General features: G+C 72.5%; 18 protein-coding genes. 13 read left to right on the top strand and 5 right to left on the bottom strand.

Translation table 11 applies throughout. The features are described from left to right. Positions 1 to 25: 25 nt before the first annotated feature. Both acs and ACIPK4_RS07340 read right to left on the bottom strand, forming a co-directional pair. A complete protein-coding gene (acs, locus tag ACIPK4_RS07345; RefSeq protein WP_402309878.1) occupies positions 26 to 2,023 on the bottom strand; it encodes an acetate--CoA ligase in 1,998 nt (665 codons plus the stop codon). Between the two features lie 201 nt (positions 2,024 to 2,224). Further along, a complete protein-coding gene (locus ACIPK4_RS07340; protein ID WP_402309876.1) occupies positions 2,225 to 4,687 on the bottom strand; it encodes a SulP family inorganic anion transporter in 2,463 nt (820 codons plus the stop codon). Between the two features lie 233 nt (positions 4,688 to 4,920). Between ACIPK4_RS07340 and ACIPK4_RS07335 the strand changes: the two genes are divergently transcribed. Further along, on the top strand, positions 4,921 to 6,231 hold the full coding sequence (locus tag ACIPK4_RS07335; RefSeq protein WP_402309874.1) for a hypothetical protein: 1,311 nt from the start codon (positions 4,921 to 4,923) through the stop codon (positions 6,229 to 6,231). On the opposite strand, the gene ACIPK4_RS07330 is transcribed toward ACIPK4_RS07335, so the two are convergent. Continuing rightward, a complete protein-coding gene (locus tag ACIPK4_RS07330) occupies positions 6,185 to 7,240 on the bottom strand; it encodes an ATP-binding protein (RefSeq protein ID WP_402309872.1) in 1,056 nt (351 codons plus the stop codon). The genes ACIPK4_RS07335 and ACIPK4_RS07330 overlap by 47 nt on opposite strands. Before the next feature lie 109 nt (positions 7,241 to 7,349). Between ACIPK4_RS07330 and ACIPK4_RS07325 the strand changes: the two genes are divergently transcribed. Further along, positions 7,350 to 8,171 carry an oxidoreductase gene (locus tag ACIPK4_RS07325; RefSeq protein ID WP_402309870.1) on the top strand — a complete coding sequence of 274 codons (822 nt, stop codon included), beginning with the start codon at positions 7,350 to 7,352 and terminating at the stop codon, positions 8,169 to 8,171. Between the two features lie 420 nt (positions 8,172 to 8,591). Here ACIPK4_RS07325 and ACIPK4_RS07320 read toward each other — a convergent pair whose 3' ends face one another. Continuing rightward, a complete protein-coding gene (locus tag ACIPK4_RS07320; RefSeq protein ID WP_402310613.1) occupies positions 8,592 to 9,431 on the bottom strand; it encodes an HAD family hydrolase in 840 nt (279 codons plus the stop codon). 527 nt (positions 9,432 to 9,958) lie between these two features. Here ACIPK4_RS07320 and ssd point away from each other — a divergent pair. The 7 genes from ssd to ACIPK4_RS07285 all read left to right on the top strand — a co-directional run bounded on the left by ssd (position 9,959) and on the right by ACIPK4_RS07285 (position 15,049). Next, positions 9,959 to 11,146 (top strand): septum site-determining protein Ssd, encoded by a 1,188-nt coding sequence (gene ssd, locus ACIPK4_RS07315; RefSeq protein ID WP_402309869.1) that lies wholly within the window; start codon positions 9,959 to 9,961, stop codon positions 11,144 to 11,146. Continuing rightward, on the top strand, positions 11,143 to 12,291 hold the full coding sequence (locus ACIPK4_RS07310; protein ID WP_402309868.1) for a TadA family conjugal transfer-associated ATPase: 1,149 nt from the start codon (positions 11,143 to 11,145) through the stop codon (positions 12,289 to 12,291). The genes ssd and ACIPK4_RS07310 overlap by 4 nt, the downstream gene beginning before the upstream one ends. Continuing rightward, on the top strand, positions 12,288 to 13,172 hold the full coding sequence (locus tag ACIPK4_RS07305; RefSeq protein ID WP_402309866.1) for a type II secretion system F family protein: 885 nt from the start codon (positions 12,288 to 12,290) through the stop codon (positions 13,170 to 13,172). Before ACIPK4_RS07310 ends, ACIPK4_RS07305 begins: the two co-directional genes overlap by 4 nt. Next, positions 13,172 to 13,948, top strand: a complete 777-nt coding sequence (locus ACIPK4_RS07300; RefSeq protein ID WP_402309864.1) for a type II secretion system F family protein — start codon at positions 13,172 to 13,174, stop codon at positions 13,946 to 13,948. The genes ACIPK4_RS07305 and ACIPK4_RS07300 overlap by 1 nt, the downstream gene beginning before the upstream one ends. Positions 13,949 to 14,077: 129 nt before the next feature. Beyond that, complete coding sequence (locus ACIPK4_RS07295) at positions 14,078 to 14,275, top strand: DUF4244 domain-containing protein (RefSeq protein ID WP_054226150.1); 198 nt, start codon at positions 14,078 to 14,080, stop codon at positions 14,273 to 14,275. After that, positions 14,262 to 14,639 (top strand): TadE family type IV pilus minor pilin, encoded by a 378-nt coding sequence (locus ACIPK4_RS07290; protein WP_402309862.1) that lies wholly within the window; start codon positions 14,262 to 14,264, stop codon positions 14,637 to 14,639. Before ACIPK4_RS07295 ends, ACIPK4_RS07290 begins: the two co-directional genes overlap by 14 nt. Beyond that, complete coding sequence (locus ACIPK4_RS07285; protein WP_402309861.1) at positions 14,636 to 15,049, top strand: Rv3654c family TadE-like protein; 414 nt, start codon at positions 14,636 to 14,638, stop codon at positions 15,047 to 15,049. Before ACIPK4_RS07290 ends, ACIPK4_RS07285 begins: the two co-directional genes overlap by 4 nt. Positions 15,050 to 15,313: 264 nt before the next feature. Here ACIPK4_RS07285 and ACIPK4_RS07280 read toward each other — a convergent pair whose 3' ends face one another. Next, the gene (locus tag ACIPK4_RS07280; protein ID WP_402309859.1) at positions 15,314 to 17,770 is read right to left on the bottom strand and encodes a DEAD/DEAH box helicase; all 2,457 of its coding nucleotides are present in this window, start codon (positions 17,768 to 17,770) and stop codon (positions 15,314 to 15,316) included. 81 nt (positions 17,771 to 17,851) lie between these two features. On the opposite strand from ACIPK4_RS07280, the gene bldG reads away from it, so the two are divergent. From bldG to ACIPK4_RS07260, 4 genes are all read left to right on the top strand, one after another. After that, on the top strand, positions 17,852 to 18,193 hold the full coding sequence (gene bldG, locus ACIPK4_RS07275; RefSeq protein WP_030152678.1) for an anti-sigma factor antagonist BldG: 342 nt from the start codon (positions 17,852 to 17,854) through the stop codon (positions 18,191 to 18,193). A gap of 119 nt (positions 18,194 to 18,312) precedes the next feature. After that, positions 18,313 to 18,753, top strand: coding sequence for an ATP-binding protein (locus ACIPK4_RS07270; RefSeq protein ID WP_402309858.1), 441 nt, complete (start codon positions 18,313 to 18,315; stop codon positions 18,751 to 18,753). A gap of 326 nt (positions 18,754 to 19,079) precedes the next feature. Then, positions 19,080 to 21,488, top strand: coding sequence for a sodium-translocating pyrophosphatase (locus tag ACIPK4_RS07265; RefSeq protein ID WP_402309856.1), 2,409 nt, complete (start codon positions 19,080 to 19,082; stop codon positions 21,486 to 21,488). A gap of 173 nt (positions 21,489 to 21,661) precedes the next feature. Next, positions 21,662 to 22,225, top strand: coding sequence for a small secreted protein (locus tag ACIPK4_RS07260; protein WP_402309854.1), 564 nt, complete (start codon positions 21,662 to 21,664; stop codon positions 22,223 to 22,225). Positions 22,226 to 22,298: the final 73 nt, after the last annotated feature.

The raw sequence follows: 22,298 nt of genomic DNA, 5'->3' as shown, positions 1-22,298 counted from the left end.
CCCGCGGTGCCGCTCAGGGTGCCGCTCAGTCCTCGCTGGAAGCGCTGGGCAGCTTGGTCTGGATCAGGTCCATGACCGAGGAGTCGGCCAGCGTCGTGACGTCCCCGACCGCGCGGTCCTCGGCGACGTCGCGCAGCAGGCGGCGCATGATCTTGCCCGAGCGGGTCTTCGGCAGCTCCTGGACCGGGACGATCCGCTTCGGCTTGGCGATCGGGCCCAGCGTGGCGCCGACGTGGTTGCGCAGCTCGCCGACGAGGGTGTCGGTCTCGGAGGCGCTGCCGCGCAGGATCACGAAGGCCACGATGGCCTGGCCGGTGGTCTCGTCCTTGGCGCCGACCACCGCCGCCTCGGCGACCGACGGGTGCGAGACCAGCGCCGACTCCACCTCGGTGGTCGAGATGTTGTGGCCGGAGACCAGCATCACGTCGTCCACCCGGCCCAGCAGCCAGATGTCGCCGTCCTCGTCCTTCTTGGCGCCGTCGCCCGCGAAGTACCTGCCCTCGAAGCGGGACCAGTACGTGTCGACGAACCGCTGGTCGTCGCCCCAGATGGTGCGCAGCATGGACGGCCACGGCTCGGTCAGGACCAGGTAGCCGCCCCCGCCGTCGGGGACCTCGTGGCCCTCGTCGTCCACGACCGTGGCGCCGATCCCGGGCAGTGCGCGCTGCGCCGAGCCCGGCTTGGCCTCGGTGACGCCGGGCAGCGGGGAGATCATCATCGCGCCGGTCTCGGTCTGCCACCAGGTGTCCACGATCGGGCAGCGGTCGCCGCCGATGTGCTTGCGGTACCAGATCCAGGCCTCGGGGTTGATCGGCTCGCCGACCGAGCCCAGCACGCGCAGGCTCGACAGGTCGAACTTCGCGGGGATGTCGTCGCCCCACTTCATGAACGTGCGGATCGCCGTGGGCGCGGTGTACAGGATGGTGACGCCGTACTTCTGCACGACCTCCCAGAAGCGGCCCTGGTGCGGGGTGTCCGGCGTGCCCTCGTACATGACCTGGGTGGCGCCGTTGGCGAGCGGTCCGTAGACGATGTACGAGTGCCCGGTCACCCAGCCGATGTCGGCGGTGCACCAGTAGACGTCGGTCTCCGGCTTGAGGTCGAAGACGGCGTGGTGGGTGTACGCGGCCTGGGTGAGGTAGCCGCCGGAGGTGTGCAGGATGCCCTTGGGCTTCCCCGTGGTCCCCGACGTGTACAGGATGAACAGCGGGTGCTCGGCGTCGAAGGCCTGCGGGGTGTGCTCGGCGGACTGGCGGCCGACGACCTCGTGCCACCAGACGTCGCGGCCCTCGGTGAAGGCGGTGTCCTGGCCGGTGCGCTGTACGACGAGTACGTGCTCGACCTGCGGGCACTTGGCGACGGCCTCGTCGATGGCGGGCTTGAGGGCGCTGGGCTTGCCGCGCCGGTAGCCGCCGTCGGCGGTGATGACCAGTTTGGCGTCGGCGTCCTGGATGCGGGAGGCCACGGCATCGGCGGAGAAGCCGCCGAAGACCACCGAGTGGGCGGCGCCGACGCGGGCGCACGCGAGCATCGCGACGACGGCCTCGGGGATCATCGGCAGGTAGACCGCGACCCGGTCGCCTGCCTGGACGCCCAGCTCGGTCAGGGCGTTGGCGGCCCTGGAGACCTCGTCCTTGAGCTCGGCGTAGGTGATCGCACGGCTGTCGCCGGGCTCGCCCTCGAAGTGGATGGCGACGCGGTCGCCGTTGCCGGCCTCGACGTGGCGGTCCACGCAGTTGTAGGCGACGTTCAGCTTGCCGTCCGCGAACCACCTGGCGAAGGGCGGGTTGGTCCAGTCGAGCGTCTCGGTCGGCTCGACGTCCCAGGTCAGGCGGCGGGCCTGCGTGGCCCAGAAGCCCAGCCGGTCCGCCTCGGCCTCGGTGTACGCAGCCTGTGTCACATTGGCGGCGGCGGCCAGATCGGCAGGCGGTGCGAACCGCCGCTCCTCCTTGAGCAGATTGGCCAGGCTTTCATTGCTCACGACATCTCCCTTTCCCAGGGTGTCCGTTGTGTCCCCGGGCATAGCTCATCAGTCGGCGGCCCCGGTGACAAGGGGTAGCCGAAAATTGGTTTAGACCTATAGCACGGCTGGGCCTACGCGCAGAATGGCCCCTCCCCGCTGCAGGCTGCGGGGAGGGGCCACTCCGTGGCACGGACATCGGAGGGTATCGGTTCACTCGCGTCCATGATCAGGAACCGCGGGTGACGGCGATTCGGTCATCGTTCAGACAGGTTGTCCGACACCCTGCCCGAGGGCCCGGCCGTCGTGTCCACCGCCGTGTCCGACGCTGTCGAAGACCCGGCAGTCGAAGAAGTCCTCGCCCTCCGACAGCAGGTACGCCTGGGCCTCACCCACGTGGAAGTACATCCCGTGCAGCTCCAGCGTGCCCTCCGCGAGCCGCCGGGCCACCGACTCGTGCGCCCGCAGGTGCTCCAGCTGCTGCACCACATTGGTCAGGCACAGCTGCTCCACGGCGTCCGCCGGGAGCCGGCCCGCGATCCGCGCCCAGGCGTGGTGGCGGCTGCGCATCCGCTCCAGGCTGGGCAGTCCGTGCCGCAGCCACCGGCGCAGCGGGGTCATCGGGGCCCCTGGCGCGGAGTTCAGCAGCGCCTGCATCGCCCCGCAGCCCGAGTGTCCGCACACCGTGATGCTGTCCACCTTCAGCACGTCCACCGCGTACTCGATGGCCGCCGCGACGGAGTCGTCCGTGGCCTCGGCGCCCGGCAGGGGGACGAGGTTGCCGACGTTGCGGACCGTGAACAGGTCACCGGGGCCACTGGCCGTGATCATGCTGGTCACCAGGCGGGAGTCCGCGCAGGTCAGGAAGAGCTGCGAGGGCCGCTGCCCCTCCCGGGCCAGCCGGGCCAGCTCGTCGCGCACGTGCGGCGCGGTGTCCCGCTGGAAGGCGCTGATGCCGCTGGCCAGCTGCCCGGCGCCCCGGCGGCGGCGCGGGGCCGGCGGCTCCACGCTCTCCATGGCGTCGGGGGCGGGGGCCGCGCCGGGGATCGTGGGCTCGGCAGCGGGCCGGTGGTCGCAGTGGTTCATCCACGGGGTCCAGGGGCGGCAGCAGTGGTGCGCCCCGCGCTGCGAGCGGTCGGCGCGGTCCGCCGCGCCCGTCCGGGTGGTGGAGCGGCCGGTGATCTCCAGTGAGCCCCCGTGGACCAGGTGGGCGTCCTGCCAGTCCTGCAGCGTCTCGTACGCCGCGTGGTCCATGAACGAGCCGTCCAGCTCCACCACCACCCGGCTGCCGGGCGGGATCTGGTTGAGGACCCGGCTCAGGCGCGGCACCGCGAGGAAGGTCAACTGTCCGCGCGCCCACACCCGGTGGACCCCGTCGGACACCTCCACCGTGATCCGGGTCCGGGCCAGCCGGTGCAGGGCGATCGCGACGGCCACCGCGATGCCGATGGCGACCCCCAGCAGGACCCCGCCGAGCACCACCGCCGCGATGGTCGTCACGTAGACCACGATCTCGCGGTGCCGTGTGACGGTCCGCAGGTGCGTGGCGCTCACCATCCGTACGCCCAGCGCCATCACCAGCGCGGCCAGCGCCGCGAGCGGGATCAGGTCGAGGACCGGGACGAGGAGTCCGGCCGCGAGCAGGATCCACAGCCCGTGCAGCATGACCGACCGGCGGCTGACGGCCCCGGACTTGACGTTGGCCACGCTGCGGACGGCCCCGCCCGCGACGGGCAGTCCGCCCAGTGCCCCGGAGAGGATGTTCGCCGCACCCTGTCCGCGCAGTTCGCGGTTGAGGTCGGCGCGCGGCGGGCGGTTGCCCGATCGCCGGTGCGAGGCGATCAGCTTGTCGGTGGCCACGGCGGACAGCAGGGATTCCACGCTGCCGACGAGTGTGACCGTCAGGACGGCCGCGACGAGGCCGAGGACGGGACCCTCGGGGAGCTCGGGCAGCACGTGGCTGCGCCAGGAAGGCAGGTCCACCCGGGGCAGGGTGAGCCCGGCCAGTGCGGCGAACGCCGTTGCCGTGGCGACGGCGGCCAGCGCGGCCGGGACCTTGCGCAGGGCGAGCCCCACCCGCCCGGGCAGCCTCGGCCAGCCGAGCAGGACGGCCAGGGTCAGGGCGCTGACCACGATCGCGGCCGGATGCAGATCGGCCAACTGTGCGGGGAGTCCCTTGACGTTGGCGATCGCGGAGCTCTGCGGAGTGCCGCCGAGGACGATGTGCAGCTGGGCCAGCGCGATCGTGACGCCGACGCCCGCGAGCATGCCGTGCACGACGGCCGGGCTGACCATGAGCGCGGACCGGGCCGTGCGCAGCGCGGCCAGCGCCAGCTGACAGCAGCCGGCGAGCACGGTGATGGCGCACGTCGTGCGCCATCCGTAGCGCTGGATCAACTCGGCGGTGACGACGGTGAGTCCGGTCGCCGGTCCGCTCACCTGGAGGGGGGTGCCGCCCAGGCGCCCGGCGACGATCCCCCCGACGGCCGCGGCGACCAGGCCCGCCTGGAGCGGGGCGCCGGTGGCCAGGGCGATGCCGAGGGAGAGCGGCAGGGCGATCAGGAAGACGGTCAGGGAGGCGGAGAGATCGGCGTGCAGGTCGGCGCGGTGTCCCTTGCCGGGGGCGCCGCCGGCGCGGCTGCCGGTGGCGCGCCCGGCCGTGGTGCCGGGCTTGCCGCCGGGCTGGTCGAGGTCTTCGACGAGGGGCGTGGGGGATGTGGCTGTCATAGGTTCCCGTCTCCTCTGCGGAGGGATGAAGCGGCGGGAGTCTCAACACTCAGTAAATGAAAGGTAATGGAGAGTAAAGGAAAACGATGCGGAATGGGAGCAAATGGCCTAGGAATTAGACCCCAGGGGTGATTAAGCATTTTGTACGGCTTGTCACATCATCTTCACGGCGGACCGCATGGGACGTTGCGGCGCGTAAGACCCGCGATGGAACTGCGAGGAGAGGTGGACGGATGATCGCCGCCACGAAGAAGATCGCCGGCGGCCTGGTCGCCACGGCGCTGGTGCTGGGCGTCGGCGGGTGCAGCACCTCGGAACCCGCCAAGCCCCCCTCCCCCGGGGGCCCGAACGGCAAGAAGGGTGCGGCGGCGCCGGAGGCGGCCCCCGGCAGCGTCGTGCGGCTGATCGGCGACGGCTCGACGGCGTACACGGGCCGGCAGCCGAACGTGCAGAAGCCGCAGAAGCTGAAGCCCGGCGAGAAGCCGCCGCAGTTCGTGGTGTTCTCGTGGGACGGCGCCGGCGAGGACAGCCAGAAGCTCTTCTCGCACTTCCGTGAGGTCGGCAAGGAGTACAACGCCCGGATGACGTACTTCCTCAGCGGTGTGTACATGCTCCCGGAGGAGAAACGTTCCCTCTATACGGCTCCGCAGCACGACTCCGGCCTCTCCGACATCGGCTTCGGTGATGTCCAGGGCATCAAGGACACGGCGACCCAGGTCCGCGGGGCCTGGCTCGAGGGCAACGAGATCGGCACCCACTTCAACGGGCACTTCTGCGGCCCCGACCGCGGTGTCGGCACCTGGTCCGTGCCGGAGTGGAAGAGCGAGATCAACCAGGCCAAGGCCTTCGTCAAGAACTGGAAGACGAACACGCCGGGCCTCAAGGGCATGGAGCCGCTCCCCTTCGACTACGACAAGGAGCTCATCGGCGCCCGCACCCCCTGCCTCGAAGGCCAGAAGAACTTCATGCTGGCGGCCAAGGACATGGGCTTCCGCTACGACTCCAGCGGCATCAGCAAGCAGATCTGGCCGAAGAAGACGGACGGCCTGTGGGACGTCCCGCTCCAGCTGGTGCCCATGCCCGGCCGGGCCTTCGAGACGCTGAGCATGGACTACAACTACCTGGTCAACCAGTCCGGGACGACCACGCAGGGCGACCCCTCGCAGCACGAGTACTGGGGCGAGCAGATGCGCGAGGGCCTCCAGCAGGCCTTCGACCGGGTCTACGAGGGCAACCGCGCGCCGCTGATCATCGGCAACCACTTCGAGTCGTGGAACGGCGGTACCTACATGAGGGCCGTCGAGGACTCCATCAAGTCGATGTGCACCAAGAAGGAGGTCCGCTGCGTGCCGTTCCGCGAGCTGGTCGACTGGCTGGACGCCCAGGACCCGAAGGTCCTGGAGTGGATGCGCGGCCTCGATGTCGGCGAGGCACCCAAGGAGGGCTGGACGAAGTTCCTGACGGCGGGGCCGCCGGCCAAGCCGGCCGCCCCCGCGGTCAAGCAGGCTGCGGAGCAGGCCGAAGAGGGTTCGGGCGAGGACTGACCAGCTCGGCGGCCGACGGCTCCGGGTCCGCCGGCCCGTCGGCGGCGCTCTCCCGCAGGACGAAACCGGGGTCGACCTGGGCGGCCAGGTCGGCCCCGGTCTTGGCGTTGCCCCAGCTCTCCGCGTTCCGCAGGTGGAAGTGGACCATCTGCCGGGTGTAGCGGTCCCAGTCGCGGTGGGCGTACGAGTCGTCCGCCGCGTCCTGGAGTGCCTGGAGGGCGAGCCGGCTGCTCGCCTCCAGCAGCTCGAACGCAGCGGGGCGGCCCTTCTCCATCGCCCGCACCCAGTCCGAGTGCCCGACGGTCACGAGCAGGTCCTCGCCGACCTCGTCCTGCAGGAACTCGATGTCGTCCGCGCCCTGCACCTTGTTGCCGATGACCTTGAGGACGACCCCGAAGTCCCGGGCGTACTCCTTGTACTGGCGGTAGACGGAGACGCCCTTGCGGGTCGGCTCCGCGACCAGGAAGGTCACGTCGAAACGGGTGAACATGCCCGAGGCGAAGGAGTCCGACCCGGCGGTCATGTCGACCACCACGTACTCGTCCGGGCCGTCGACCAGGTGGTTGAGGCAGAGTTCCACCGCCCCGACCTTGGAGTGGTAGCAGGCGACCCCGAGGTCCGATTCGGTGAACGGCCCGGTGGCCATCAGCCGCACCGGCCCCCCGTCGAGCAGCACCGTGCGCGCGCAGGCCTCGTACACCGGGTTGTCCTCGGTGACCCGCAGCAGGCGCGATCCGGCGCCTGGCGGGGTCGTCTTGATCATGGTGTCGGCGGAGGCGATGCGCGGATTGGAACCCCGCAGGTACTCCTTGATCAGCGGCAGGTGCGCGCCCAGGGCGGGCAGCGCGGCCGCCTCGTCCTCGGCGAGTCCGAGTGCTGCGCCCAGGTGCTGGTTGATGTCGGCGTCCACCGCGACGACGGGGGCCTCATTGGCGGCGAGGTGGCGGATGAAGAGGGAGGACAGGGTCGTCTTGCCACTGCCGCCCTTTCCCACGAAAGCGATCTTCATGTTCACCAAGAGTAGCCACTCGGTCGCTGCGCGTGGTGCTTGTAAGTGAAGAAGACCACTCCAAGGAGGGGTCGGTGCCATGGGTGTGCAGTGCGTAGGCTCCCTACTTATGAGTAGCGCTGCTGACCCGCTGGCCGCCCTGGGTTCGCTCCCGGGTGTCGCCGAAGCCGTCGATTCCGTACGCAAGGCCGTGGACCGCGTCTACGGGCACCGCGTGATGCGCCGGCGCAGTGGGGAGATCACCTCGGAGGCCGCGTTGCGCGGAGCCCGCGGGAGTGCGGCGCTGTCCGGGGCGGACTGGGCGCTGGAGGAGGTGCGCCGCCGGACGGACTTCGGGGCGGAGGCGGAGGCGCGCACGGTGGGCGCGGCGCTGAGGCTGACGGCGGAGGCCGGGCAGCTGCTGAGCATCTGGCGGCAGTCGCCCATGCGGGTGCTGGCGCGCCTGCACCTGGTGGCGTCGGGCTCGACGGCCGACGGTGACGTGGTGGGCCGCCCGCGCCTGGCGGGCGAACCGGTGGACGAACCCTTCGTCACGGCGCCGCTGCCGAGCGCGGACGAGGTGGCCGGCCGGCTGGACGGGCTGTCCCGGCTGATCATCGCGGGCGGCTCGGCCCCGGCGCTGGTCACGTCGGCGGTGGTGCACGGCGAGCTGCTGGCGCTGCGTCCGTTCGGCTCGTACAACGGGCTGGTCGCGCGGGCGGCGGAGCGGATCGTGCTGATCAACAGCGGTCTGGACCCGAAGGCGATCTGCCCGGCGGAGGTCGGTCACGCGGAGCAGGGGCGCGAGGCGTACCTGGCGGCGTTCGAGGGCTACGCGTCGGGCACGGCAGAGGGAATGGCGGCCTGGATCGCGCACTGCGGCCGGGCGATCGAGCTCGGGGTGCGCGAGTCGACGGCGGTCTGCGAGGCCCTGCAGCGCGGCGCGGCCTGAGGGGCCGGGCGGGCTGAGACGGCCCGGACGGGCTGAAACGGCCCCGGCACAGGGTTGCGGCGACACCGTCTTGCTCTGGTGTCGCCGCTGGCATTCACGCCCAGTTACCAAGCGTCCTCGATGGTTGCCCATCAGGTCGGGAACTTTGCCCGTCACCTGGTGCGGCTGGCCCGTAATCGACGGGTCGACGTCGCGTGGGTGCTCGGCGTTCATGCTTCGGTCCGTGGGCCTTACTGCGTTTTAAAGATGATCCTCTCGGATGTTCTTTGGTCTCGCGGGCCGTTGACTCCTTTGTACTCCGCTTGGGAGACAAGCGGAACCCCTGCCCATTTTTTTTACTTTCCAGGACACCCCAGGGCGAATGCGACACCGTGCATTCGGGCAGATCAGAGCATTCGGGCAGCTCGGGGCGGGCTGCGGTCAGGCGGACGTCGCGATCGCGGCCAGGGCGCTCGCCCGGCGCCGGCTCGCGTACCAGACCAGGCCGGCGGTGGCCGCCGCCGCCCCCACGGCCGCGGCGGCGACCAGTGCGGGGCGAGCCGGCATCGACAGCCCGGGCAGCCGCTGCTTCAGCCGCACCGGCCGGTTGAACACCAGCACCGGCCACTCCCGCGCGACGGCTTCCTTGCGCAGCGCCCGGTCGGGGTTGACCGCGTGCGGGTGCCCGACCGCCTCCAGCATCGGGATGTCCGTCACCGAGTCGCTGTACGCGTAGCAGCGCGCGAGGTCGTACCCCTCGGACTCCGCGAGCTCCCGCACGGCCTCGGCCTTGGTGGGCCCGTACGCGTAGTACTCGATCTCGCCCGTGAAGCAGCCGTCCTCGCCGATGACCATGCGCGTGGCGACGACCCGGTCCGCGCCGAGCATCTCGCCGATCGGCTCCACGACTTCGGCTCCGGAGGTCGACACGATCACCACGTCGCGGCCCGCCGTGTGGTGGGCCTCGATGAGGGAGGCGGCCTCGTCGTAGATCAGAGGGTCGATGAGGTCGTGCAGGGTCTCCGCGACGATCTCCCGCACCTGCTGGACGTTCCACCCCTTGCAGAGGGAGGACAGGTACTCGCGCATCCGCTCCATCTGATCGTGGTCGGCGCCGCCGACCAGGTAGATGAACTGGGTGTAGGCGGTGCGCAGCACGGCTCGGCGGTTGATCAGGCCGCCGTGGTAGAAGGACTTGCTGAACGTCAGAGTGCTCGACTTCGCAATGACCGTCTTGTCCAGGTCGAAGAAGGCGGCGGTGCGGGGCGACGAGTGCGGCAAGGGCTGGATTTCCACGCCCCGAGCATATGCGCCCACCATTCGGCGTAAGGTGTGGCGCGTGGGTTTGCCTGAGAAGGCTCTCGGGTACACCATGGAAGTCACGGATCGTTCGCGACCGTGCTAACCCGGTCTGGCTCCTCCCCCCCCGAGTCGGACCGTGGGGACGACCCCCGCTCTCCCCCCCGGCGGGGGTCGTCGCATGTCCGGACGCGGTTCGCGTCCCTGCCTTCGGCCCCAAGTGACCATTCCGCAGCCCTCCTTCCTCGGCGGACCCTGCGTGGCGAAGGCCCTCACCCCTGAAGACGCGTAACTCTGCGTAGTCGTTCCGCCGCGCTCCGGAACTCACCTGTGAGGGTGACGGAGTTATTCACAGGGCGCCCGTTGTCCACAGTTTTCAGGCAAGATCCACTTCTTTTTCCGGAACCCTGCACGGTGATTCCAGCCGCGAAGTCCGCGGTGGCGGGATTTGCCGTGAGAAGGGGGCGGAGATCGTGGCTGGATCGAAGTCGTGTGAAGTGCCGCAGCGAGTGGAAGCAGGCGGAATCAGGCCATGGGGTGCTCAGGGCGGGCCCGGGCCCGCCGCAGGCCGACCGCTGATCATCACGGAGGACCCGCTGCTGCTCGACGACCTGCTGCGGCTGTGTGCGGCCGCAGGCGCCGAGCCGCACGTGCACCATGCGGTGCCCGAGCAAAGCGGAGGCGAAGGGGGCACAAGCGGCGGGCGGGGCGAGGGTGGCTCCGGTGAGGCCCCGGAGGCGGGTGGGGGCGCCGGCTGGGAGTCCGCGCCGCTCGTGCTCGTGGGGGACGACGCCGCCCGCCGGGTGCGCGGGGCCCCGCGCCGGGCCGGCGTGCTGCTCGTCGGCAGGGACACGGACGATCCCCTCGTCTGGCAGAGGGCGGTGGAGATCGGCGCGGAGGAGGTGCTGCGGCTCCCCGACGCCGAGAGCCGGCTCGTCGACCGCATCGCCGACGTGGTGGAGGGCGCCGGGGAACCCGCCCTCGCCGTCGGGGTGATCGGCGGCAGCGGCGGAGCCGGCGCCTCCACCCTGGCGTGCGCACTCGCCCTGAGGGCCGCCCGGGCCGGGGAGCGGACCATCCTCGTCGACGGTGACCCGCTCGGCGGCGGCATGGACGTGCTGCTCGGCGGAGAGGGCGCCGAAGGACTGCGCTGGCCGGACTTCGCCGGCTCGCGGGGCCGGGTGGGCGCTGGCGCGCTGGAGGAGTCCCTGCCGGAGCTGCACGCCCTGCGGGTGCTCAGCTGGGACCGCGGCGACCGGGTGGTGGTGCCGCCCGCGGCGATGCGTTCGGTGCTGGCCGCCGCGCGCCGCCGGGGCGGGGTGGTGGTGGTCGACCTGCCCCGGCGGGTGGACGAAGCAGTGGCCGAGGCGCTGGCGCAGCTCGACCTGGTGCTGATGGTCGTGCCGGGCGAGTTGCGGGCGGTGGCCGCCGCCGGGCGGGTCGCGGCCGGGGTGCGGATGGTGGCCCGGGACGTCCGCGTGGTCGTACGGGGCCGCTGTGCGGGCGGACTCGACGCCGAAGCGGTGGCCGGGCTGCTGGGGGTGCCGCTGGCCGGGGAGGTGCCGGTCGAGGTGGGGCTCCCGGGACGGGTCGCCGAGGGGGAGCCGCCGGGCGGGCAGGGGCGGGGCGCGCTGGCCCGGTTCTGCGACGGCTTCTGGCGGCGGGCGCTCGGTCCCGCCCAGGGGGTGACGGCATGAGCGCCGTGCTCCTGGACGCGGTGCGCCGACGGCTCGCCGAGAGCGGGGCGGAACCGACCCCGGCCCGGGTGGCGGCCGCCCTGCGGGCACAGGGCCGGTTGCTCGGCGATGCGGAAGTGCTGGGCGTGGCAGCTGAGTTGCGGTCCGAACTGGTCGGCGCGGGCCCGCTGGAGGCGCTGCTCGCCGACCCGGGGGTCACCGATGTCCTGGTGGCCGCCCCGGACCGGGTGTGGGTGGACCGCGGCGGCGGACTGGAGCTGACCGGGGTGACCTTCCGGGACGCCGACGCCGTCCGCAGGCTCGCCCAGCGGCTGGCCGCCGTCGCGGGCCGCCGACTGGACGACGCCAGGCCCTGGGTGGACGCCCGGATGCCGGACGGCACCCGGCTGCACGCCGTCCTGCCGCCGGTGGCGGTCGGCTCGGCCTGCTTGTCGCTGCGGGTGGTGCGGCCGAGGGCGTTCACACTGGACGAGCTCGTCGAGGCGGGCACCCTGCCGCCCGGCGGCCAGCGGCTGCTCCGGGACATGATCGAGGCCCGGCTGTCCTTCCTCGTCTCCGGCGGGACGGGCACCGGCAAGACCACGCTGCTCAGCGCCCTGTTGGGGCTGGTCGGCCCCGGCGAGCGGATCGTCCTGGCCGAGGACTCGGCCGAGCTGCGCCCCGACCATCCGCACGTGGTGCGGCTGGAGACCCGGCCCGCCAATCAGGAGGGGGCCGGTCTGGTCACCCTGGCGGATCTGGTCCGGCAGGCACTGCGGATGCGCCCCGACCGGCTGGTCGTCGGCGAGGTCCGGGGAGCCGAAGTGGCCGACCTCCTGGCGGCTTTGAACACGGGCCACGAAGGCGGCTGCGGCACCGTGCACGCCAATGCCGCCGCGCACGTACCGGCCCGGATGGAGGCGCTCGGGACGTCCGCCGGGCTCGACCGGGCCGCCCTGCACAGCCAGTTGGCGGCCGCGCTGACCCTCGTCGTCCATCTGGTCCGGGACCGGGCGGGGCGGCGCCGCGTGGCCGAGGTGCACGTACTGGACCGGGACGCCGCCGGACTGGTGGTCACCGTGCCGGCGCTGCGCTGGTCCGCCCGGGGCTTCGTGCGGGAATCGGGCTGGGAGCGGCTGCGTCCGCTGCTGCGGGGTGCGCGGTGAACGCGGTGGCCGCGGTGCCGGTGCCGCTGTTCGCCGGGGTGCTGTGCGCGGGGACGGCCGCCTGGGCACTGGCCGGGGGAGACCGGGTGTCGCGGCGGGCCCGCGTGGTGCTGGCCGGGGGCGGACCCCTGCTGCCCCATGGCCCGCTGCGCCGCGAGCGGCTGGTGATCGCGGTCCGGGTGCGGGCCGCGCGGTGGCGGGAGTGGTCCTGCCTCGCGGCCGGGCTCGTGGTCGCCGTGCTGGGCGAGTCGCTCATCCCGCTGGTGGCGGGCGCGGCGGCGGTGCCGTTGGTGCGGCGGTGGCTGCGGGTCCGCCGGCGGGAGCGGGCGCGCGCCGCCCGGGCCGCCGGAGTGATCGCGCTGTGCGGAGCGGCGGTGGGCGAACTACGGGCGGGTGCCCAGCCCGGGCAGGCGCTGACGGCGGCGATGCGGCGGACGACCGCGGGCCCCGGCGGGCCGGGCCCGGCGGAGGCGGCGGTGCTGGCCGCCGCGGCGTTCGGCGGGGACGTGCCCTCGGCGTTGCGGCAGGCGGCGCGGGAGCCGGGCGCGGAAGGCCTGGCCGGGATGGCCGCCTGCTGGTCGATCTCGGTGGACGGGGGCGCGGGGCTGGCCGCCGGGCTGGACCGGCTTGAGGGGGCCTTGCGAGCCGAACGGGCACGGCAGGAGTCGCTGCGGGCCCAGTTGGCGGGGGCCAGATCGACGACGGCGGTACTGGCCCTGCTGCCGCTGGTCGGCCTGCTGATCGGCACGGGGCTCGGGGCGGACCCGCTGCACGTGCTGCTGCACACCCCCGTGGGGTGGGGCTGTCTGCTGGCGGGCGGGGTGCTCGAGGCCCTGGGGCTGCTCTGGTGCCGGCGGATCGTACGGGCGGGGGAGCGGTGATGGGCGGTTTCCTCATCCACAGGCTGGGGATGGCGCTGTGCCTCGCGGCGGCGGTGCTGTGCACGGCGTCGGCGGTGGCGGGGCAGGTCCGGGCGAGGGCGGCCCGGCGCCGGATCGCCGCGGTGCTGTCGGCGGGGCCGGAGCGGCGCGGGCCGGTGGTCGCCTCCCGGATACGGGCGGCGGTGACGGCGTGGGCCGGCCCGGCCGGGGCGCTGCTGGCGGCCTGGGTGCTGGTCGGCGGAGTGGCGGGCGCACTGGCCGGCTGCGCGGCGGCGATCGGGGTGTGGCGGTGGCTGCGGCGGACGCGGCCGCCGGCCAGCGTTGATCCCAAGGAGGCGGAGCGTCAGTTGCCCTTGGCAGCCGATCTGTTGGCCGCGTGCCTGGCGGCCGGTGCGGCTCCGGTGGAGGCCGCGGAGGTGGTCGGGGAGTCGCTGGGCGGCCCGGTGGGCGAGCGGCTGGCGCTGGCCGGGGCCGAACTGCGGCTCGGCGGCGAACCCGGGGCGGCGTGGGGGAGGCTGGCGGAGATACCGGGAGCCCGGGCGCTCGCCGAATGCCTGGAGCGGGCCGCCCGCACGGGTGCTCCGGCCGCGGAGCCGGTCTCCCGGCTGGCGACGGCCCTGCGCGAGGACCGGGTCCGGCAGGCCGGTGCCAGGGCCCAGCGGGCGGCGGTGCTCGTCACCGCTCCGGTGGGGCTGTGTTTCCTTCCCGCTTTTCTCGCAGTCGGAGTCGCTCCGGTGGTGATCGGAATGGCTTCCGGCCTCCTCTCCTCCACCTGAAGTCACAGCGGAAACTCTGGCCTCAAACAAGGGGACCTCAAGGACCTCGGGGACATCGAACATCTCAAGTCGGCCTCTGCAATGGCCGCTGAGACCACGTCAAGAAACACATATCAACGGGAGGCAGTCATGAGGATCATCTGGTTTCGTGTGCGGTCGGCGCTGAACGGTCGCGCGAAGGACGCGGGCATGTCCACTTCCGAATACGCCATGGGCACGATCGCGGCGTGTGCATTCGCGGCTGTCCTGTACAAAGTGGTGACGAGTGACGTCGTCTCCGCGGCACTTCAGTCGACCATCGGGAAGGCGCTCGATGTGCCGTTCTGAGGAGAAGCGCCGGGGCCCGGGCGACCGGGGTTATGTGACGGCGGAGGCCGCGCTGGTGATCCCCGCGCTGGTGCTCTTCGCGGCCCTGCTGGTGTGGGCGTTGATGGCGGCGGCCGCGCAGATCCGGTGCGTGGACGCCGCCCGGGCCGGCGCGCGGGCGGCGGCCCGGTCGGAGCCGCCGGGCGTGGCGGAGGCGGCGGCTCGGGCGGCCGCCCCGCCGGGAGCGGAGGTGGCGCTGGAACGCGACGGAGACCTGTGGCGGGTCCGGGTGGCGGCGCCGGCGCCGGGACCGGGCGGGCTGCCGGTGCGGCTCGGGGCGCAGGCGGTGGCCCTGGCCGAGGACAGCGTGGGGCCGCCGCCATGAGCCGGGACCGGGGTTCGGCGACGGTGTGGGCGGCCCTGGTGGCGACCGTGCTGGGGGCAGTGTTCGGCGGGGTGCTGCTGCTCGGCCAGGCCGTCGTGGGCCGTCACCGCGCGGCGGCGGCTGCCGATCTGGCGGCCCTCGCGGCGGCCGCGACCTGGACCCATGGCCCGGAGGCGGCCTGCGCCGCGGCCCGCCGGGTCGCGGCGGCCCACGGCGCAGAGGTGACCGCCTGCACGGTCGGGGGCGAGGTGGCCGAGGTGGCGGCCCGCCCCGCGACGGGCCCGTTCGCCCCGACGATCAGAGCCCGCGCGGGCCCGCCCCCTGCCCCGGACGGCCCACCTCCCGCCCCGGACGGCCCCGTCGCTGCCCGTCGCGTGACCCGGGCGGCCCTGTCGCTGGCTGCCGCGTGACCCGGCTGCCCGGCGCCGGGTGCGTAACCCGGACGGCCTTGCCGCTGCCCGCCGCGGGAGCCGGGCGGCCTTGCCGCTGGCCGTCGCGTGACCCGGCCGCCGGGCTCCGGGCGCGTGACCCGGACGGCCCCGTCGCTGGCTGCCGCGTTACCCGGACGGGTGTGTCGGGGCCCGTGAGCTGAGCGTGGGTTCGGCGCCGGCCCCCCCTGGCCTCCTGGCGGCGCGGACCGGGCCGGGCTGCCGGCCGTGGTCGGCGGTCGGCCGTCAGGGGGGCGGGGCCTGCGCGAGGAGGCGGGTCAGGAGGCGGATCGCGCCGCGCTTGTGGAGCGGGTCGTTGCCGTTGCCGCACTTGGGGGACTGGATGCAGGACGGGCAGCCGGCCTCGCATTCGCAGGAGGCGATCGCGTCACGGGTAGCCGTCAGCCAGGCGTGGGCCGTGTGGAAGGCGCGCTCCGCGAACCCGGCGCCGCCCGGGTGGCCGTCGTAGACGAACACGGTCGGCAGGAGGGTGTCGGGATGCAGCGGGACGGACACCCCGCCGATGTCCCAGCGGTCGCAGGTGGCGAACAGCGGGAGCAGGCCGATGGAGGCGTGCTCGGCGGCGTGCAGGGCGCCGCCGAGGATCTCCGGGTTGATCCGGGCCTCGTCGAGCTGGTCCTCGGTCACGGTCCACCACACGGCCCGGGTGCGCAGGGTGCGGGGCGGCAGGTCCAGCTTGGCCTCGCCGAGCACCTCGCCGGTGATCAGTTTGCGGCGCAGGTACGAGACGACCTGGTTGGTCACCTCGACCGAGCCGAAGCAGAGCCGGGCCGGGCCCCACGGGATCTCGGTCTCGGTCTCCAGGACGGAGATGGAGGTGGTGTCGCGGGCGGTGGTCGAGAACGGCGGGCTGGACTCCTCGACCAGCGCCACCGAGTCCTCCAGGTCCAGCTGCTTCACCAGATAGGTGCGGCCCTGGTGGAGGTGGACGGCCCCGTCGTGGACGGCGGTGTGGGCGGCGGACTCGTCGACGGTGCCCAGCAGGCGACCGGTGGCTGCCTCGACGATCTGGACCGGCCGCCCGCCCCCGCCGCGGATGTCGGTCAGGTCCGAGGCCCGCTCCCGGCGGGTCCAGTGCCAGGCGGTCGCCCGGCGCCGGAGCAGTTTCGCGCCCTCCAGCTGCGTGACCAGCTCGGCTGCCGCTGGGCCGAACAGGGGCAGGTCCGCCTCCGTCAGCGGGATCTCGGCGGCGGCCGCGCACAGGTGCGGGGCCAGGACGTACGGGTTGTCCGGGTCCAGGACCGTCGCTTCCACCGGTTGGCGGAACAGGGCCTCCGGATGGTGGACCAGGTACGTGTCGAGCGGGTCGTCCCGGGCGATCAGCACGGCCAGCGCGCCCTGCCCGGCGCGCCCGGCCCGGCCCGCCTGCTGCCACAGGGAGGCCCTGGTGCCCGGGTACCCGGTGATCAGGACGGCGTCCAGGCCCGAGACGTCCACGCCCAGCTCCAGGGCGGTGGTGGCGGCCAGCCCGAGCAGCTCGCCGGAGTGCAGGGCCCGCTCCAGGGCCCGGCGCTCCTCCGGCAGGTAGCCGCCCCGGTAGGCCGCGACACGCCCGGGCAGTGACCGGTCCACCTCGGCCAGCCGCTCCTGGGCGATCACCGCGATCAGCTCCGCCCCGCGCCGGGAGCGGACGAAGGCGACCGTACGGACCCCCTGGACGACCAGGTCGGTCAGCAGGTCGGCGGTCTCGGCCGTGGCGGTGCGGCGCACCGGGGCGCCCTTCTCACCCCGCAGCTCGGTCAGCAGCGGCGGCTCCCACAGGGCGAAGACCACCTCGCCGCGCGGGGAGGCGTCGTCGGCCACCTCGGTGACCGGGACGCCCGTCAGCCGGGACGCTGCGGCCGCGGGGTCGCTCGCGGTGGCGGAGGCCAGCAGGAACACCGGATCGGAGCCGTAGCGGGCGCACAGCCGCCGCAGCCGGCGCAGTACCTGGGCCACGTGGGAGCCGAATATGCCCCGGTAGGTGTGGCACTCGTCGATGACCACGTAGCGCAGCGCGCGCAGGAAGGAGGACCAGCGGGGATGGGCGGGCAGGATCCCCCGGTGCAGCATGTCGGGGTTGGTGAGCACGTAGTTCGCGTACTGGCGCACCCATTCGCGTTCTTCCACCGGCGTGTCGCCGTCGTAGACCGCCGGCCTGACCGCGTTGCCCAGCGGGGCGGCGAGCGCCCGCACGGCGCGCCGCTGATCGGCCGCGAGGGCCTTGGTGGGGGCCAGGTACAGGGCGGTGGCACCGCGCCCGTTCGGGGCCTCGGCGCCGTCCGCGAGGGCGGACAGGACGGGCGCGAGGTAGGCCAGCGACTTGCCCGAGGCGGTGCCGGTGGCGACGACCACCGACTCGCCGTCCAGGGCGTGCTCGGCGGCCGCGGCCTGGTGCTCCCACGGATGTTCGATACCGGCGGCCCGAATCGCCGCCACGACATCCGTTCGGATGCGGTCGGGCCAGACTGCATGACGGCCCGCCCGAGGGGGCAAGTGCTCCGTATGGGTGATGCGCGCAGGTCGAGAAGGCCCCCGTGAGAGCCGGTCCAGGACCGTGCCGGGAGTGGGTCGTGGGTCCTCGGGTGCCGTGGGCCGACCGGGACGGTGAGTATTGGCCATTGGAACCGAGTGTGTCACCGGCGTGCGGGACAATGGTCCGAAGGCGTCGTGCGCGCCTGCCGGTAAGTGATTGAATGCCATCGCGGCAGCCAATCCCTCCCCTGCCTACGGGTGGGGAGGCCCCTGGGGGGCGCCGCTCGATAGCAAGGTGCTGGAGGATCCGTGGACCTGTCCCTGTCGACTCGCACTGTCGGCGACCGCACGGTCGTGGAGGTCGGTGGCGAGATTGATGTGTATACCGCGCCCAAGCTGCGCGAGCAGTTGGTCGAGTTGGTGAACGACGGCAGCTACCACCTGGTTGTCGACATGGAGCGAGTGGACTTCCTCGACTCCACCGGGCTTGGTGTGCTCGTGGGAGGTCTCAAGCGCGTCCGGGCGCACGAGGGCTCGCTGCGTCTGGTGTGCAACCAGGAGCGCATCCTGAAGATCTTCCGCATCACCGGTCTGACGAAGGTGTTCCCGATCCACACGACGGTGGAAGACGCCGTCGCCGCCACCGACTGACGGCTCCGCCCCCGGGGCGCCGCGAGGCGCCGCGGGGCGGCCGAGGAGCAGGAGCGGGGGCGCGGGCCGAAGCGGTCCGGGCCCCTGTAAGGCACGCCCGTAGTCCGAGGGGGACGCGCATGGCCACCGTTGAACTGCGCTTCAGCGCCCAGCCCGAACACGTCCGGACGGCCCGCCTCGTCGCGGCTGCCGTGGCGCGGCGGGCCGGCGTGGACGAAGCCGTGCTCGACGAGGTCCGCCTCGCCGTGGGCGAGGCCTGCTCGCGCGCCGTCGGTCTGCATCTCAGCAACGGCCTGACCGCGCCCGTCCGGGTGGTTCTGACCGAGGAGGAGAAGTCGTTCTCCATCGAGGTCGGCGACGAGGTGCCCGGACCGGCCGGCGGCCCCGAGGGCGCCGTGCCCGCGCTCGACGCCGCCCTGGACCCGGACACCGAGACCGAGGACGAGATGGGTCTCGCGGTGATCAGCGGGCTCGTCGACGACGTCGAGGTGACGAGCGGCGAGGCGGGCGGGACCATCCGGATGAGCTGGCCCGTGTCCGGCGCGGTGGATCTCGCGTAGCCCGCGGCGGATCTCGCGTGGCCGCGGTGGATCTCGCGTGGCCCGGCGGCCGCATCCACCCGCGGGACGCCGCAGCCCGGAGATTCTTCCGATCTTCATCAAGGCCCTGCTGAGCAGGGCCTTTTTTCATACCGTTCGGCATTTCCTAGATCAGTGATCAGTCGTCAATGCCTTTGTCCCATTACTTCTTTCGAGGGTAATGGAGTGACGCGATCTATTGCTGAGGAGCAAGAGCAGGCCAATTCCGTTTCCTGCGCACTGTTTTGATCGGGAAGAGCTCCCTACAATCCGTCCACATCTTGAGCTCATCACGTCAAGGAGGACGAATGACGGGGCTCTTCACCCCCAACGCGCCGATCGGAAACTCCGATCTGGCAGCCGCAGTACTCACCGATGACAATCGGCTCATCGTCATGGTGATCGCGGCCGTGGCACTTGCCGCACTCGTCGTCGCGCAGATCCTGGTCCGCCAGGTACTCGCCGCCGACGAGGGAACCGACAGCATGAAGAAAATCGCCGCCGCCGTCCAGGAAGGCGCCAACGCCTACCTCGGCCGGCAGTTGCGCACCCTCGGGATCTTCGCCGTCGTCGTGTTCTTCCTGCTCTTCCTGCTTCCCGCCGACGACTGGACCCAGCGGGCGGGGCGTTCCGCCTTCTTCCTCGTGGGCGCCCTCTTCTCGGCGGCCACCGGCTACATCGGCATGCGGCTCGCGGTCCGCGCCAACGTCCGCGTCGCCGCCGCCGCACGCGAGGCCACCCCCGCCGAGGGCGAGCCCGCCAAGGACCTGACCGACGTCGCGCACAAGGCCATGCGGATCGCCTTCCGCACCGGCGGCGTCGTCGGCATGTTCACCGTCGGCCTCGGCCTGCTCGGCGCCTCCTGCGTCGTCCTGGTCTACGCCGCCGACGCCCCCAAGGTCCTGGAGGGCTTCGGCCTCGGCGCCGCCCTGATCGCGATGTTCATGCGCGTCGGCGGCGGCATCTTCACCAAGGCCGCCGACGTCGGCGCCGACCTGGTCGGCAAGGTCGAGCAGGGCATTCCGGAGGACGACCCGCGCAATGCCGCGACCATCGCCGACAATGTGGGCGACAACGTCGGCGACTGCGCCGGTATGGCGGCCGACCTCTTCGAGTCGTACGCGGTCACCCTCGTGGCCGCGCTCATCCTCGGCAAGGCCGCCTTCGGCGACCTGGGCCTGGCCTTCCCGCTGATCGTCCCCGCGATCGGCGTCATCACCGCCATGATCGGCATCTTCGCGGTCTCCCCGCGCCGTTCCGACCGCAGCGGGATGACCGCCATCAACCGCGGCTTCTTCATCTCCGCCGTGATCTCGCTGGTCCTGGTCGGTATCGCCGTCTACGCCTACCTGCCCGCCAGCTACAAGGACCTCGTCGGCGTCGAGAACCCCTCGATCACCAACCACTCCGGCGACCCGCGCATCCTGGCCCTCGTCGCCGTCGCCATCGGCATCCTGCTCGCGGCCCTGATCCAGCAGCTGACCGGGTACTTCACCGAGACCAACCGCCGTCCCGTCCGGGACATCGGCAAGTCCTCCCTGACCGGCGCGGCCACCGTCGTCCTCGCCGGCATCTCCGTCGGCCTGGAGTCCGCCGTCTACACGGCGCTGCTCATCGGCCTCGGCGTGTACGGGGCGTTCCTGCTCGGCGGTACGTCCATCATTCTCGCGCTCTTCGCGGTGGCCCTGGCCGGCACCGGCCTGCTCACCACCGTCGGCGTCATCGTCGCCATGGACACCTTCGGACCCGTCTCCGACAACGCCCAGGGCATCGCCGAGATGTCCGGCGACGTCGAGGGCGCCGGTGCACAGGTCCTGACCGACCTGGACGCCGTCGGCAACACCACCAAGGCCATCACCAAGGGCATCGCGATCGCCACCGCCGTGCTCGCCGCGGCCGCGCTGTTCGGCTCGTACAACGACGCCATCGCGGGCGCGATCAGGCAGGTCGGGGCCAAGGCGGGCGAGATGAACCTCAGCCTGGACATCGCCCAGCCCAACAACCTGGTCGGCCTGATCCTGGGTGCGGCGGTCGTGTTCCTGTTCTCCGGCCTCGCCATCAACGCCGTCTCCCGCTCCGCGGGCGCCGTCGTCTACGAGGTGCGCCGCCAGTTCCGCGAGCACCCCGGGATCATGGACTACTCCGAGAAGCCCGAGTACGGCCGCGTCGTGGACATCTGCACCAAGGACGCGCTGCGCGAGCTCGCCACGCCCGGCCTGCTCGCCGTCCTGACGCCGATCGCGGTCGGGTTCTCGCTCGGCGTCGGCGCCCTCGGCTCGTTCCTCGCGGGAGCCATCGGCACCGGCACCCTGATGGCGGTCTTCCTCGCCAACTCCGGTGGCGCGTGGGACAACGCGAAGAAGCTCGTCGAGGACGGCCACCACGGCGGCAAGGGCAGCGAGGCCCACGCCGCGACCGTCATCGGCGACACGGTCGGCGACCCGTTCAAGGACACGGCGGGTCCCGCCATCAACCCGCTGCTCAAGGTCATGAACCTGGTCGCACTGCTGATCGCCCCCGCGGTCGTGCAGTTCAGCTACGGCGCGGACACGAGCGCGACCGTCCGCGCGATCGTCGCGGTCCTCGCCATCGCCGTCATCATCGGCGCGGTGTACCTGTCCAAGCGCCGCGGCATCGCGGTCGGGGACGAGGCCGAGGGCGACGAGGCGACCGCCGAGCGGGTCACCCAGCAGCCCGACCCCGCGGCGGTCTCCTGACCTCAGGGGCGACCCCGGAAGGGGCCTGCGGGCCCACCCGGTCCGCGGACTGGGGGGTGCGACTGAACGGCGGACAGGCGGCGCGGACTGACGCGCCGTCTGTCCGCCTTTGTGCGTCCCCGGATGGCGGACGTGTATCTTCCGGGCCGAGAGCCTTCGAAGGGACCAATCCGGTGAACAAGAAGTTTGCGGCCGCGGTGTCCGGCGGTGCGGTACTGATGCTCGTGCTGTCCGGCTGCGGCGGTGACGACGGGGACGAGAAGGCCAACGCCTGGGCCAAGAAGGTCTGCGACAAGTGGCAGCCCGAGCTGAAGAAGATTGAGACCGCGAACGCGGACATCAAGCGGGTGGCGACCGAGAGCAGCAAGCCCCAAGAGGTGCAGACGACCGACTCGGCGGCGTTCGGGAGCATGTCCGGCGCGTACCAGGCGATGGGGGCCGCCCTGCAGGGGGCGGGAGTTCCGCCGGTCAAGGACGGCCAGACGACCCAGGAGGCCGCGGTCAAGGGCTTCGCGGCGACGTCCAAGGGCTACGCCGACCTGAAGACGAAGATGGAAGGCCTGGACCCGAACGACCAGACGAAGTTCGCCGAGGGCCTCAAGGACGTGGCCGGCGGACTCGAAGCGGCCACCCAGGGTGGCAAGGATGCGCTCAACACGCTCAAGACGGGCGGCCTGGACAAGGCGATGAACGGTCAGAAGGGCTGCCAGGTCACGGCGCCTTCGCCGACGAAGTGAGGCGGCGCACCGCTGTGGCCGCCGGAGTCCGGAGCGGCCGGGGCGGTACGCGGAACGGGGCGGCCGGGGTTCG

This window comes from Streptomyces sp. NPDC086989 (genome assembly GCF_044745505.1).
GTDB lineage: Bacteria > Actinomycetota > Actinomycetes > Streptomycetales > Streptomycetaceae > Streptomyces.
Note: the sequence above shows the minus strand (reverse complement) of the source record. Positions and strands in the feature narration are given on the sequence as shown.

Bases quoted from the DNA above. Each gene is read 5' to 3' on its own strand.
- acs (WP_402309878.1), bottom strand. From the start codon at position 2,023: ATGCCCGGGGACACAACGGACACCCTGGGAAAGGGAGATGTCGTGAGC.
- ACIPK4_RS07340 (WP_402309876.1), bottom strand. From the start codon at position 4,687: ATGACAGCCACATCCCCCACGCCCCTCGTCGAAGACCTCGACCAGCCC.
- ACIPK4_RS07335 (WP_402309874.1), top strand. From the start codon at position 4,921: ATGATCGCCGCCACGAAGAAGATCGCCGGCGGCCTGGTCGCCACGGCG.
- ACIPK4_RS07330 (WP_402309872.1), bottom strand. From the start codon at position 7,240: ATGAAGATCGCTTTCGTGGGAAAGGGCGGCAGTGGCAAGACGACCCTG.
- ACIPK4_RS07325 (WP_402309870.1), top strand. From the start codon at position 7,350: ATGAGTAGCGCTGCTGACCCGCTGGCCGCCCTGGGTTCGCTCCCGGGT.
- ACIPK4_RS07310 (WP_402309868.1), top strand. From the start codon at position 11,143: ATGAGCGCCGTGCTCCTGGACGCGGTGCGCCGACGGCTCGCCGAGAGC.
- ACIPK4_RS07300 (WP_402309864.1), top strand. From the start codon at position 13,172: ATGGGCGGTTTCCTCATCCACAGGCTGGGGATGGCGCTGTGCCTCGCG.
- ACIPK4_RS07295 (WP_054226150.1), top strand. From the start codon at position 14,078: ATGAGGATCATCTGGTTTCGTGTGCGGTCGGCGCTGAACGGTCGCGCG.
- ACIPK4_RS07290 (WP_402309862.1), top strand. From the start codon at position 14,262: ATGTGCCGTTCTGAGGAGAAGCGCCGGGGCCCGGGCGACCGGGGTTAT.
- ACIPK4_RS07285 (WP_402309861.1), top strand. From the start codon at position 14,636: ATGAGCCGGGACCGGGGTTCGGCGACGGTGTGGGCGGCCCTGGTGGCG.
- ACIPK4_RS07280 (WP_402309859.1), bottom strand. From the start codon at position 17,770: ATGGCATTCAATCACTTACCGGCAGGCGCGCACGACGCCTTCGGACCA.
- ACIPK4_RS07270 (WP_402309858.1), top strand. From the start codon at position 18,313: ATGGCCACCGTTGAACTGCGCTTCAGCGCCCAGCCCGAACACGTCCGG.
- ACIPK4_RS07265 (WP_402309856.1), top strand. From the start codon at position 19,080: ATGACGGGGCTCTTCACCCCCAACGCGCCGATCGGAAACTCCGATCTG.